General features: G+C 47.7%; 12 protein-coding genes. 9 read left to right on the top strand and 3 right to left on the bottom strand.

What is annotated here, in order from left to right; all coding sequences use genetic code 11:
* Positions 1–60 precede the first annotated feature (60 nt).
* The 8 genes from K5X84_RS00665 (at position 61) to K5X84_RS00630 (ending at position 8869) form a co-directional block, all read left to right on the top strand.
* Entirely contained in the window at positions 61–2577 is a 2517-nt protein-coding gene (locus tag K5X84_RS00665) for an efflux RND transporter permease subunit (RefSeq protein WP_222236211.1), read from the top strand.
* Positions 2574–3374 (top strand): outer membrane lipoprotein-sorting protein, encoded by an 801-nt coding sequence (locus tag K5X84_RS00660; protein ID WP_222236209.1) that lies wholly within the window; start codon positions 2574–2576, stop codon positions 3372–3374. The genes K5X84_RS00665 and K5X84_RS00660 overlap by 4 nt, the downstream gene beginning before the upstream one ends.
* Positions 3375–3376: 2 nt before the next feature.
* Positions 3377–4582, top strand: a complete 1206-nt coding sequence (locus K5X84_RS00655; RefSeq protein WP_222236207.1) for a hypothetical protein — start codon at positions 3377–3379, stop codon at positions 4580–4582.
* 22 nt (positions 4583–4604) lie between these two features.
* On the top strand, positions 4605–4823 hold the full coding sequence (locus tag K5X84_RS00650) for a YgaP family membrane protein (RefSeq protein WP_054488707.1): 219 nt from the start codon (positions 4605–4607) through the stop codon (positions 4821–4823).
* Positions 4824–4830: 7 nt separating this feature from the next.
* Positions 4831–5145, top strand: coding sequence for an ArsR/SmtB family transcription factor (locus tag K5X84_RS00645; protein WP_222236206.1), 315 nt, complete (start codon positions 4831–4833; stop codon positions 5143–5145).
* A 91-nt stretch (positions 5146–5236) separates the two neighbouring features.
* Positions 5237–7252 (top strand): TonB-dependent copper receptor, encoded by a 2016-nt coding sequence (locus K5X84_RS00640; protein ID WP_222236204.1) that lies wholly within the window; start codon positions 5237–5239, stop codon positions 7250–7252.
* Positions 7253–7257: 5 nt separating this feature from the next.
* Entirely contained in the window at positions 7258–8355 is a 1098-nt protein-coding gene (locus K5X84_RS00635) for a sensor histidine kinase (RefSeq protein ID WP_244994800.1), read from the top strand.
* Positions 8348–8869: a response regulator transcription factor gene (locus tag K5X84_RS00630; RefSeq protein WP_222236202.1), complete on the top strand. Its 522-nt coding sequence runs from the start codon at positions 8348–8350 to the stop codon at positions 8867–8869. The genes K5X84_RS00635 and K5X84_RS00630 overlap by 8 nt, the downstream gene beginning before the upstream one ends.
* 37 nt (positions 8870–8906) lie before the next feature.
* Here the strand turns inward: K5X84_RS00630 and K5X84_RS00625 are convergent, their stop codons facing one another.
* Together K5X84_RS00625 and K5X84_RS00620 are read right to left on the bottom strand one after the other, a co-directional pair.
* Positions 8907–9605: an OmpW/AlkL family protein gene (locus K5X84_RS00625; RefSeq protein ID WP_222236201.1), complete on the bottom strand. Its 699-nt coding sequence runs from the start codon at positions 9603–9605 to the stop codon at positions 8907–8909.
* Positions 9606–9678: 73 nt separating this feature from the next.
* Positions 9679–10395, bottom strand: a complete 717-nt coding sequence (locus K5X84_RS00620; protein WP_054488713.1) for a YebC/PmpR family DNA-binding transcriptional regulator — start codon at positions 10393–10395, stop codon at positions 9679–9681.
* A 202-nt stretch (positions 10396–10597) separates the two neighbouring features.
* On the opposite strand from K5X84_RS00620, the gene K5X84_RS00615 reads away from it, so the two are divergent.
* Positions 10598–11608: an isopenicillin N synthase family dioxygenase gene (locus tag K5X84_RS00615; protein WP_222236200.1), complete on the top strand. Its 1011-nt coding sequence runs from the start codon at positions 10598–10600 to the stop codon at positions 11606–11608.
* Positions 11609–11631: 23 nt separating this feature from the next.
* Here the strand turns inward: K5X84_RS00615 and K5X84_RS12555 are convergent, their stop codons facing one another.
* Complete coding sequence (locus K5X84_RS12555; protein WP_222236199.1) at positions 11632–12105, bottom strand: type II secretion system protein; 474 nt, start codon at positions 12103–12105, stop codon at positions 11632–11634.
* Positions 12106–12168 lie beyond the last annotated feature (63 nt).

Raw genomic sequence — 12168 nt, 5'->3', positions numbered from 1 at the left:
CAAATCAGAAATTATCGACTATATTTCGTATTTATCTAAATTAGTAAACTCGGAATTTATATGATCGATGTCATTATGAAATTGGCGACAGGTTACCGCAGAAGTGTCTTTTGGTTGTTGACGCTGATCACTATTGCCGTTGCTGCCTTCATCCCCTCTATTACCATTGATACCGATCCGGAGAACATGCTGCCGGACGATAACCCGCAGCGTGTTTTCCATAATGAGGTCAAAGAAACTTTTGCTATGCATGACATGATTGTCGTTGGCGTAGTGAATGAGAACACCGTCTACAACCAAAAGACTTTAACCGACCTGCATACCATGTCGAATTATGCGGAGTCACTGAACGGAGTTATCAGTGACGATCTGATGTCACTGGCTAATGTCGACAATATTACTCAAAAAGAGCCCGGCACCATTCGTTTTGAATGGATGATGAATCAACCTCCGGAAAATGACGCTGAAGCTCACTACATTCAACAGCAGGTTGAAGACCTTCCACTGCTTTATAACACCATTGTCTCGGGCGATAACAAAGCCGCCGCTATTTATGTGCCTATTGAAAGTAAAGACGAGAGCTATGCGCTGGCGGAGCAACTGCGTGACAAAATCAATACCTTAGAGAGCAACGACGACTGGCATATTACCGGTTTGCCGGTGGCTGAAGACCAGTTTGGGTATGAAATGTTTGTGCAAATGGGGATTTCCGCGCCGTTAGCTGCCGCTGTTATTTTCGCGCTGCTTTGGTTCTTCTTCCGCAATATGCGCTTTATAAGTGCCGCCATGATAGTCGCTATGTCGACCGTGCTGATTACCATGGGTGCTCTTATTGCTCTGGGCTTCACTGTACACATTATGTCATCAATGATAGCCATTTTCCTGATGCCCATTGCCGTGGTCGACTCAGTGCATATTATGTCGGAGTTTTCGGATCGATACCGTGAAAAAAGTAACGCAAAAGACACGATTAAGAACGTCCTTGGGCACTTATTCAGACCAATGTTGTTCACATCTGTCACCTCAGCGATTGGTTTTTATTCATTAATGCTGACACCTATTCCTCCGGTGCAGGTATTTGGTGCTTTTGTTGGTTCCGGTATTTTACTGGCCTTCTTAATTACCGTGATTTTCGTACCGGCCTATATCTGTGCATTGAAGCCATCAACGTTAGAAGGCTTTGCTAAAGCCACTCATGAAGAACACAAGGATGGCTGGCTTCAAAAGCTGGGCGCTGTCGCTGCTCGCCACGCTAAACTATGGATAGCCTTTTTCCTGGCAGTTTTGGCTTTTGCCTGGTTCGGTATTCAGCAAATAAACATTAACGACAACCCGGTGCGTTGGTTTAAACCTGACCACGAGGTTCGTATTGCTGACGAAGTATTAAACGACCACTTTGCCGGGACGTACAACGCGTATGTAGTATTTGAAAATACCCTAGATGCGACCGAAAAAGCTCGCTCAGCGGTTCGTGACGCCCTGAATAACGACGCGCTGTCTGAAGAATCGCGGGATGCTTTAAGCGCTCTGCTTGAGCAACAGCAAGTGAACTTTAACCAGTGGATTATCGCTATTGATGATCTGCTCTTCAGCGTCGGTTCTGACCAATTAGAGCCGTTAGAGCGATTAATGACTGAGCTCGAACAGCTGAATAGCGCCAGCAAAGCGTTCCAAAGCCCGGAATTACTGGCTTACATGAGCGAGATGCAAGCGTACTTGCAAACGACAGGCTTGGTGGGCAAGTCAAACAGTCTGTCCGACGTGGTGAAGACGGTGAACCGCGAATTACGCTCGGGCGAAGAAAGAGACTACGAGCTGCCGGACAATGCCGCCGGTGTTGCGCAAACCCTGTTGCAGTATCAGTCGTCGCACCGTCCGCAAGACCTCTGGCACTTTGTTACGCCGGACTACAAACGCAGCTTAATGTGGTTGCAGTTAACCAGCGGTGACAACCAGCACGTAACCCAGGTCGTCAACACCGTTGACAGCTACATTGAAGACAACCCACTGCCTGCTAATATTGAAATGGACTGGGCCGGTAAAGCTTACCTTAACGTGGTGTGGCAGGAAGCCATGGTCGAAGGCATGCTCGACAGCCTAATCAGCGCCTTTGTGGTGGTGTTCATTATGATGGTGCTACTGTTCCGCTCGGTAGTCTTCGGGGTACTGGCGATGTTACCGCTCAGCCTGACCATTGCCTTTATTTATGGCCTTATCGGCTGGGTCGGTAAAGACTACGATATGCCTATTGCCGTGCTGTCATCGCTGACGCTTGGGCTGTCAGTGGACTTTGCCATTCACTTTATTGAACGTACGCGCGCTACCTTCAAACAAACCGGTAACTGGAAAGACACTTTAGCGGTTATGTTTGACGAACCTGCACGTGCCATTTCCCGCAATGCCATTGTCATTGCCATTGGCTTTACGCCACTGCTGTTCGCACCGTTAGTGCCCTACATTACCGTAGGCGTATTCTTGGCCAGCATTATGGCGATATCGGCCATAGTGACACTTATTATGCTCCCGGCGGTGATGACTGCCTTTAGCCGCCTTATATTCCGTGGAGGTCAATCATGAAAACCCTATTTTTAACCGCTTTATCCGCCGCCGTTTTATTTATTAGCGGCCAGGCCATTGGTGCTGAGAAAAGCGCGCGTGAAATTGTCGAGCAAGCTGAATTAAACGCCTATTATTCCGGCGATGATGGGCGCAGTGCAGCTCGGATGATTATTACCGATAATCAGGGTCGCCAACAAATGCGGCAGTTCACCATTTTGCGTAAAGACCAACAAGATGGTGGCGTACAAGACATGATGATATTTTTCTCACGCCCTGCTGACGTGCGCGACACGGTGTTCCGTGTGGTCAAACAAGTCAACGACGACGATGACCGCTGGTTGTATTTACCTGATCTCGATTTGGTGAAACGCATATCTGCCGGCGATAAGCGCACCTCTTTTGTGGGTTCGCACTTTTTCTATGAAGACGTTTCCGGCCGTAATACTGATCTGGATAGTTACGAGCTGGTTTCTGAAAACAAAGACAGTTACGTGTTAAAAGGCACAGCTAAAGACCCTGGCAACGTTGAGTTCAGCTACTACGAAGTGGTTATTGATAAAGAACACATGCTGCCGGTTGAAAGCACCTTCTATAACGACAGCGGCGAAGCCTACCGAAAAATGGAAGTACTGAAAATCGAAACGGTTCAGGGCTACCCAACCGTGACTCATTCACGCATGTCGGACTTAACCAATGGCGGACAAACAGAAATGCAGTTTCGCTTTATGAAGTACAACATCGGTTTGCCGGACAGCATTTTCAGCGAGCGTAGCTTACGTAACCCGCCGGCAGAATGGTTACAACTGAGAGACTAACTATGCCATACCGGAAAGTTTTAACGTTTACCGTTCTTTTCACTTTGGCTCAAGCCGCATCGGCACAGGACTCCTGGGACGATGAGCAATGGGACTCTGGTTGGGGAACGGAACAAGATCAGGGAATTAATGTCTATGGTTTCGTTGAGGCGGCAATAGGCGGACGGCTCGAACCCTCCCCCTATCACAAGCGTTTGTCTATTGCCGAGCCTCGACTACAGCTTGGTTTCGACGACCGTTGGCAGGACATTACCTGGACCGCGAAAGCCGACGGCTGGTACGACGGTTTCGATGAAACCTGGCATGGCCAAATTCGCGAACTGAATGCACAGTTCACGGTTTTCGATAATACCGATATAAAAGTTGGCCGTCAGGTGCTCACCTGGGGCACCGGTGACTTCCTTTTTCTGAATGACCTGTTTCCGAAAGACTGGCAGTCGTTTTTTGTTGGTCGCGATCAGGAATACTTAAAAGCGCCTTCTGACGCGCTTAGGGTGACAAGCTATTTTGATTGGTTTAACGTTGATTTTGTCTGGACGCCGGAGTTTGATCACGATAACTACGTTCGTGGCGAGCGCATCTCCTATTTTAACCCACTCTCCGGGCAGTTAACCGGTGACGACCCCTCTATTCAGTTTATAGAGCCTACGCGCGACGAGTTCGCAATGCGTCTGTTTCGTAACTACGATGGTGTGGAATACGCTGTCTATGGTTACGACGGCTTCACCAAAAGCCCCGAAGCCGTCACTCAAAACTTTCAGCCTACCTTCGGCCGTTTAACTGTGGTTGGGGCGTCAGTGCGAATGACCTTTGGTCCAGGTTTGGTTAACACCGAGGTGGCCAATTACAACCGTCACGATGCAGCAGACCACTGGCGCGCACTGATTGGCTATGAGCAAGAGCTGTGGACGCGCTTTACCGGCGGTTTTCAGGCCTACATTGAGAAAGGCGACACCCAAACACGCACCGTATTCACCACCCGTTTAACCTGGCGCGACGAGCGTGATGATCTGAACCTGTCGCTGTTTGCTTTTGTGTCACCGAATCAAAACGACGGCTACTTACGCCCCACTTTTGACTACCGCATTGACGACAATTGGTCATTCAGCGGTGGTTTTAACCTGTTTTTCCGCGAACGTCCGAATACCTTTTTCGGACAGTTTACTGAAAACAACAATGCTTACCTTCGAGTCAGGTACGCGTTTTAATATCAAGTAAAGGAGTTTTATAATGAGCGTCGAAAGAGCTTTAACTGCATTTGCCGGCTTTATGATATTGTTATCCGTAGCCTTAACTTATTGGGTTCATCCCAATTGGGTATGGCTAACCGTATTTGTTGGCGCCAACCTATTTCAACAGTCTTTCACTGGCTTTTGTCCGGCAAGCATTTTTATGAAAAAAGCTTTAGGATTAAAAACTGAGCGAGAGTTAGAAAAAGCAGGAAAATAAAGACACCATGAGTGCAACTGAATCACAAGAGATGCTTCAGGAAGAAGCGCAGAACGCCGCAAACTTTCTGCGCTCTCTAGGCAACCCTCACCGCTTACAAATTTTATGCCGGTTGGCATTAGGAGAACAAAGTGTGGGTGAATTGCACCAGCATTTTGATTTAAGTGCATCCGCTTTTTCACAGCACCTGGCGGTGCTTCGGGAGCAGGAGCTGGTTACTATTCGAAAAGAATCTCAAACCGTCTACTACTCGATAAAAGACCCGGATACCGAAGCTTTTATGAAGTTACTGAAAAATAAATTCTGCCCGTCTCTTAAGTGATATCTCTTTGGGGATGCTACCTTTTGTCGCATCCCGCTTTGCCTTAAATTTCATGATAATAGCGACATTATCTTGCTAGAGATTATGTCGTATGAAGTCATTTACTCCGTTAGTTTTAGCATTAGCAATACCGTCCGCCGTTTTGGCTCAGCAAACCACTGTCGATGAACGCATTGTCATTATTGGCGAGTCTATGCAGGCCCCCAGTGAATGGGTTGTTGACGCCAAGAAGCCGCGCCAGCCACTACCAGCTCATGACGCGGGAGACTTTTTGAAAAGCCTGGCGGGGTTCAGTTCAACCCGTAAAGGCGGGGCGTCGTCAGACCCTTTGTTCAGAGGCATGGGCGCCGGGCGCCTGGCTATTGTGACCGATGACCAAATGCTGCTAGGAGGCTGTAGCAGCCGCATGGATCCGCCAACGGCCTACATTACGCCTCAGAGCTACGACAGCGTGACTGTGGTTAAAGGCCCACAGACCGTTCTTTACTCAGGCTCTGCCGCTTCTATTCATTTTAAAAGAGACGTCAGCCGGTTTGATGACCACGAGTTCTCGGGGTTTCTCAACGCTACCACCGCCAGTTTTGGGCGCGTTAACGGTTCGGCCGATATGACGTGGGGCTCTTCTGGGGGATTTGTGCGCTTAAATGCAACCGCAGCCACTGCCGATGATTACCAGGATGGTTCTGACCGTGAAATTAACAGCCAATATGAACGTTGGAGTGGTGACGTTGATCTTGCCTGGACTCCTTCGGATAACCAGCGTCTTATGCTTAAGTTAGGCGCCAGCGACGGCGAGGCAGCTTACGCAGACCGCAGCATGGACGGCGTGTTATTTAAGCGAGAGAGCATGTCTCTTGATTACAACTGGCAACCCAAGGGCAGCCATTTGGAAGAAGTGTCAGTAAATACTTACTTTAACTCTATAGACCACGTTATGGATAACTACTCATTACGTGACTTCACTCCGTCCATGATGATGCCTAACCCCACTGCCCGTAATCCCGACCGTCATTCACGTGGCGCAAAGATAACGTCTGAATGGTCACTAACGGCCAGTAGTAGGTTAAAAGCCGGCGTGGAACATCACGAATCGGAGCATCGCGACCGCATTAGCCGCAATCAGCTGAACGCGTCTTATCAAAACCTGCCTCGCATCGACGATGCCGAGTTCAGCCAGGACGCCTTTTATGCTGAGTACGACTACGCCATTGACGCTGTTTGGAAGGTGGTGACAGGTTACCGGCTCGATCATTGGTCAATAACTGACAAGCGCGCAATGTTAATGGTCATGGGCTCCCCGGCGCAGCCTAACCCAACCGCCAACGACACTCGCAGCGACAACTTACACAGCGGCTTTGTGCGTGTTGAAAGAAAATTCGACAACGGCTACTGGTATGCCGGCTGGGGGCAAGCCGAGCGCTTTCCGGACTACTGGGAAGTCATAGGAAACAACCGCCGCTCACCAAGCTCTCTGTCGGCGTTTAATACGGACGCTGAAACAAACCAACAGTGGGATATCGGACTGAACTGGAAGGCCGACAAACTCACACTGGAAAGCTCGTTATTTTTCAGCGAAGTGGATGATTTTATCCTGCTGGAGAAAGGCATGATGATGCAACCTGAAATGGTGCGCAATATCGACGCCCGCAGCTGGGGTGGTGAATTGACCTCCCGTTACCAAATAACCGATCCCTGGTTGGTCTCCGCCGCCATTGCCATTGTTCGTGGTACCAATACAACGGACGATAGCTACCTACCCCAGCAACCGGCTGATGAGTTGCGGCTGGCCAGTGATTACCGTCTTGGGGAGTTCACCTACTCTGTGTTGTGGCGTTTGGTTAAACAACAAAACCGCGTTGCGCCAAACCAAGGGAATGTTATTGGTTACGACTTAGAGAAAAGCGCGGGTTTTGGTGTAGTCTCGGCTAATATCGACTGGGAAGTTGACCCAAAGTGGCAGCTAAGCTTAGGAATCGATAATATACTGGATAAAAATTATGCAGAGCATTTAAGTCGTTCTGCTGCCAGTATTTCGGGATATCAACAAATTGACAAAGTTAACGAGCCAGGTCGTACCATCTGGTTGCAAACCAGCTACCAGTTTTAATTAATATGCTGACACTATTCGCTTATAAATTTATTAATCGCCGCTCTTGGATAATATGTCTGGCCTTGTGTTTAGATATTGCCCTGGGTAACTTGTGGGTCGCTTTTAATGGGGGCATCAGTAACCCTTTTACTTCTTTGCTACTGATTTTTATCGTTATAGCGTTTTTGTTGTTACCAACCATTTTTGCTTTAGTTGTTGTATTGGTCAGTATTTTGGGACAAGTCGCACAAGTGAGTTTGCCTTCTCTTTTGCCGGGCCAGCAAAATCATGCGGCCCATGCGCTGAGCGATGAAATGCTCAAACACGCCCAGGGCATGGTTATCGGCTTTATTATTGCTGCGCTTATCATTGCAGTATCACTGTACTACCTAAAACAACAGTGGTTTCAGTCAGAGAAGGCGTTACAAGATGTGCGCGAACGTCAGCTGCGTGATGAACAACTACTGACCATAGGCGCCGCGGCCGCTCAATTAACTCACGACGTGGCTACTCCGGTGCAATCTCTTCGATTGCTCAATGAAGAACTGCAAGAATGTGATATCGATTTAGCACTGAAACGCGAGTTAAACGAATACTTAACCAAAGTCGAAGCTAGTCTGGAGCAATGGCGGGAAGCTGCAGAAGATGTCCGTAGTAATCGGTTGCACAATTATACGGTTGGCGAAATTGTAACTCAGTTACAACAATTACTACGAATTGCGCGCCCTGACGCGCAGGTCAATTGGGAATCTCCAGAGTCATTACGTTATGCGATTATTTCTGCAGATCGCACGCTTTTTCCCGCTATTGTTAATTTGATCATCAACGCACTAAGCGCAGGAGAGCGAAGCAACCATCAGGTAATCTCTGTGCAGTTCAGTGATGCTTTTATGAGAAACAACAGGCAACTCCAAATTCACATTGTTGATAACGGGGACGGCCTGAGCCAGCTTCAACAAAAGAAAATAGGTAAGTCCATAGCCGCAAGCGAACAAGGTATGGGCGTTGGAGCCGTCATAAGTCACGCCACAGTCGAGCGTCTTGGAGGGCAAGTCAGCTGGCAATCAACAGCAGAGGGAACATTAACGTTGATCGTTTTACCGGTGGTTGCCAATGCATAACTTTAAGTTACTTATCGTTGATGATGAAGAGAGCTTTTGTAAAATACTCCAAAGGCGCCTGGAACATCATGGTTTGAATATAGAAAAAGCCCATTCAGCAGAGCAGTCACTAAAATTGGAAGGCCCCTTCGACGGTATTCTGCTTGATATGATGCTGGGCAATGATAATGGTCTGTCTCTTATCCAACCACTAATTAATAAATACTCTCCTAAGCACTTAATTGTATTGACCGGTTACGCCAGTATCGCAACAACTGTCGAAGCAATGAAACGTGGTGCAACAGATTACTTAACCAAGCCAGTTGCTACCGAAGAGTTATTGCAACGTTTTACAAATACCCCTATTCATTTGGACGCTCCTTCGGGTAACCGTCTAACCCCGGGACAAATTGAATGGGAACATATTCAGAGAGTACTTAAGGATAATCAGGGAAATATATCTAAAACGGCCCGAGAGTTGGGAATGCACCGACGCACGTTGCAGCGAAAATTAGCAAAACGCTCACCGCATTAAAAAAGGCGCCGCCCTGTAGGTGGGCGACGCAAAGGCTCTAGAAGGAATAACGAATACCGGCCATAGCAACATAAGGGTCAATATCAACGTCAACGCTTTGAATGGTTGCATCGTTAACTCGCACGTCACCCGTTGTATCAATGTCCATGCGACTGACCATAAAATGCAGGCCCCAGTCTTTAGTCAGTTCCACATTAACACCAGCCTGCAAGGCATAGCCCCAGCTGTTTTTAAGCGCCAGTGAAACGGAATCGTCAGCAGTCACAACGCCAAGATCACCTAAAGTTGAACGCAGCTGAGGGTCAATCTGCTCGTCGAAAAACGCCGTGTAGTTAACACCGACACCAACGAAAGGTTTGAACATGTCGTTGTTCAGGTCAAAGTGATACTGCGCCAGCAAAGTGGGCGGTAAATGTTTTGTTTTACCTACTTTCAGTCCGGCTAGTGCGCCTGTTGCAGTAATATCGTGGCTAAAAGGTGTTGCTGCAACCAGCTCTACCGTCCAGTTGTTTGTTAATGCGTAATCAAAAGTTAAACCCAATTGCGTATTGGTGTTAACGCCGACACCGGTCGAGTTCTCTGGCAGACCCGCTACGGTTTCAACAACATTAAGGTTACTGCTACTGTCATCCGGCATGACGGAGATAGCACCAACATTAATTGAAAAATCATTTGCTAAAGCAGAAGTGCTTAACAACCCTAACAATACACCACAAGACAATGCTTTAAGCTTCATGGGTAACTCCTTGTTAATGAATACCCACAAAGCTTATAAGGTTTATCGCTTGACTGAATTGATCTGCATCAATTTATTGTTCTGCGTTATGGTAAATGTTTTGAACATCATCCAGGTCGTTGAGCATATCCATTAAACGCTCAAACATTGGCTGGTCATCTTCACTGATACTGGTGGTTACCTGTGGCAGGAACTGAATTTCATCAGCCTCAAAATCAACCTCTGGGAAAGCGCCGGTTAAAGCCTGACGAGCAGCAGCATATTCTGTATGAGGTGCAAATACTGTAACCAGCCCTTCCTCATACTCAACATCGGTAACGTCAACGTCAGCTTCCATTAAGGCTTCAAGTACTTCATCTTCACTGTCGTGCTTAAAAGCAAAAATTGCACAATGATCAAAGGAGTGAGCAACACTGCCCTGAGCACCGATTTTTGACTTACTTTTGGTAAAACAGTTACGCACATCGCCAAAGGTTCGGTTCGGGTTATCGGTCAGACAATCGACTATGACCATGCAGTTTCCCGGGCCATAACCTTCATAGCGTGCAGGAGAAAAATCTTCGCCAGCGCCGCCCTGAGCCTTATCAATAGCTTTTTCAATAACGTGCGCGGGTACCTGGTCTTTCTTTGCCCGGTCTATCAGACCTCGTAGTGCCAGATTACCGTCCGGATCGGTACCGCCTTGCTTCGCACAAACATAAATTTCACGGCCGTAGCGGCTGTAAACTTTGCTTTTTGCATTGGCGGTTTTAGCCATAGACTCTTTTCGGTTTTGATAGGCGCGACCCATTCTGAATATCTCACTGGTTAATTAAAGACCCAAAGATTTTACACAGGCAGCAGGTACTGGTCGAGCAATACCAGGAATAAGTAGCGGCATCCGTTCATATTGTTGATATAGCCAACCCGTCTACCATAGAACTTTTTGATTCTTCAGTTACCACTATCGGCCAGCGTAAACTCAGCCGCAGAAATAACCAGTTGAGTCCGTTATGCAAAACCCAGTACCCGTTTTATCTATGCGAAAACTTTACTCTAGTGCCTCTCATCGCCAGGAGTTTATTGCTGAGATCGGTAAGGCAGCACGCGAGGTTGGCTTCTTCTATCTGGAAGATCACGGTATTTCACTGACAGAGCAAGTAAAGGTACTGGATACTGCTAAATCATTTTTCGCGCTTAGTAATACCGCGAAGAAAGAGATTCAGATGATTCACTCACCCCATTTCCGCGGATATTCTGCAAACTATTCCGAGTTGACCGCTGGTCGTCGCGACCGCCGGGAGCAGTTCGATATTATGGATGAGCTGACGGCTTTTTCAGATGCAGACATTCATCATGAATGGCAGAAGCTGATTGGCCCTAACCAATGGCCAAAACAATTGCCGGAAATGAAACCCCAGCTTCTCAGCTGGCAGGACAAACTCACCGAAGTGTCGCTGCAATTGTTAGAAGCGCTCTGCGAAAGCCTGGAGCAACCTTCTGATGCCCTTTCAGAGACGGTTCGCAAAGGGCCCTATCGCCACACTAAGCTCATAAAGTACCCGGGAACTTCAGAAGGTTCCGAGCAAGGGGTGGGCGCACATAAAGACCCCGGCTACCTGACATTAGTCATGCAGGACGAAAACAGCGGGCTGGAAGTGGAATTTGAGCAACAGTGGTATAAAGTCGCCCCCCGTCCCGGAGCTTTTGTCGTCAATATTGGTGAGCTACTGGAGCTGGCATCTAACGGCTATTTAAAAGCGACCAACCACCGTGTGACCAGTCCTAAAAAAGGAGTGACCCGATACTCTTCTGCTTTTTTCATGGCCGCACAGCTTGATGCGTCAGTGCCCGTGCTAAATCTGCCACCTCATTTAGCTAAACAAGCAAAAGGGCCAACCAGCGACCCGAATAATCCATTACTAAATAATGTGGGCGAGAATGTAATGAAAGGCAGAAAGCGTTCGCACCCTGATGTCTCGATGCGTTTTTACCCACAACCTTTAGAGTGCACTTCCTGCTAATCAGTTTTGTGAACCATTTTCACTTAACAATTATCGGCATAAACCCGAATTTGAGGTTCGCTGACAGAGGTGGCGGCTGAATAGGTCACATAACACTGCATGAGATCATCCTCAGTCGCTGCTATTCCGACAACATTACCTATCCCAACTTCGGAAACAGCCCAGTCACTCAATTCAACGACCTGGTTAAGAACACTTTCTTTCGCCGCAGGGTAACCATAGAAAATTAGTGTGCCTCCGTCCGGGCAACTGACGCTTGTCTCATCAAACTTACCGCCAAGACAGGCAGAGTCTGCACTTTCCAGACCTTGAACTGCGGCTTTGCTGTAGGTGATATCGAGAGCAGCTTTCAACGAAGCCTCAAGCCCTTTAAGGCGACTTTTTTCAGCGTCACTAGAAAAGTTAATGAACTGTGGAAGTGCAGTAACGGCCAGAACGCCAAGCACGACAATAACAGTAATAAGTTCGACCAGCGTAAATCCTTTACTACGTCGCATGCAAAACATCCAAAAATAAAATAGGGGCCACAAGAGCCCCTATTGTAATACAGATTAAATTGT

Origin of the sequence: Idiomarina abyssalis (genome assembly GCF_019797805.1) — a bacterium.
In the GTDB taxonomy this organism is placed as follows: domain Bacteria; phylum Pseudomonadota; class Gammaproteobacteria; order Enterobacterales; family Alteromonadaceae; genus Idiomarina; species Idiomarina abyssalis.
Note: the sequence above shows the minus strand (reverse complement) of the source record. Positions and strands in the feature narration are given on the sequence as shown.

What these genes read in the sequence shown, in the direction of transcription:
- K5X84_RS00665 (WP_222236211.1), top strand. Translation starts at nt 61, where the DNA reads ATGATCGATGTCATTATGAAATTGGCGACAGGTTACCGCAGAAGTGTC.
- K5X84_RS00660 (WP_222236209.1), top strand. Translation starts at nt 2,574, where the DNA reads ATGAAAACCCTATTTTTAACCGCTTTATCCGCCGCCGTTTTATTTATT.
- K5X84_RS00655 (WP_222236207.1), top strand. Translation starts at nt 3,377, where the DNA reads ATGCCATACCGGAAAGTTTTAACGTTTACCGTTCTTTTCACTTTGGCT.
- K5X84_RS00650 (WP_054488707.1), top strand. Translation starts at nt 4,605, where the DNA reads ATGAGCGTCGAAAGAGCTTTAACTGCATTTGCCGGCTTTATGATATTG.
- K5X84_RS00645 (WP_222236206.1), top strand. Translation starts at nt 4,831, where the DNA reads ATGAGTGCAACTGAATCACAAGAGATGCTTCAGGAAGAAGCGCAGAAC.
- K5X84_RS00640 (WP_222236204.1), top strand. Translation starts at nt 5,237, where the DNA reads ATGAAGTCATTTACTCCGTTAGTTTTAGCATTAGCAATACCGTCCGCC.
- K5X84_RS00635 (WP_244994800.1), top strand. Translation starts at nt 7,258, where the DNA reads ATGCTGACACTATTCGCTTATAAATTTATTAATCGCCGCTCTTGGATA.
- K5X84_RS00630 (WP_222236202.1), top strand. Translation starts at nt 8,348, where the DNA reads ATGCATAACTTTAAGTTACTTATCGTTGATGATGAAGAGAGCTTTTGT.
- K5X84_RS00625 (WP_222236201.1), bottom strand. Translation starts at nt 9,605, where the DNA reads ATGAAGCTTAAAGCATTGTCTTGTGGTGTATTGTTAGGGTTGTTAAGC.
- K5X84_RS00620 (WP_054488713.1), bottom strand. Translation starts at nt 10,395, where the DNA reads ATGGGTCGCGCCTATCAAAACCGAAAAGAGTCTATGGCTAAAACCGCC.
- K5X84_RS00615 (WP_222236200.1), top strand. Translation starts at nt 10,598, where the DNA reads ATGCAAAACCCAGTACCCGTTTTATCTATGCGAAAACTTTACTCTAGT.
- K5X84_RS12555 (WP_222236199.1), bottom strand. Translation starts at nt 12,105, where the DNA reads ATGCGACGTAGTAAAGGATTTACGCTGGTCGAACTTATTACTGTTATT.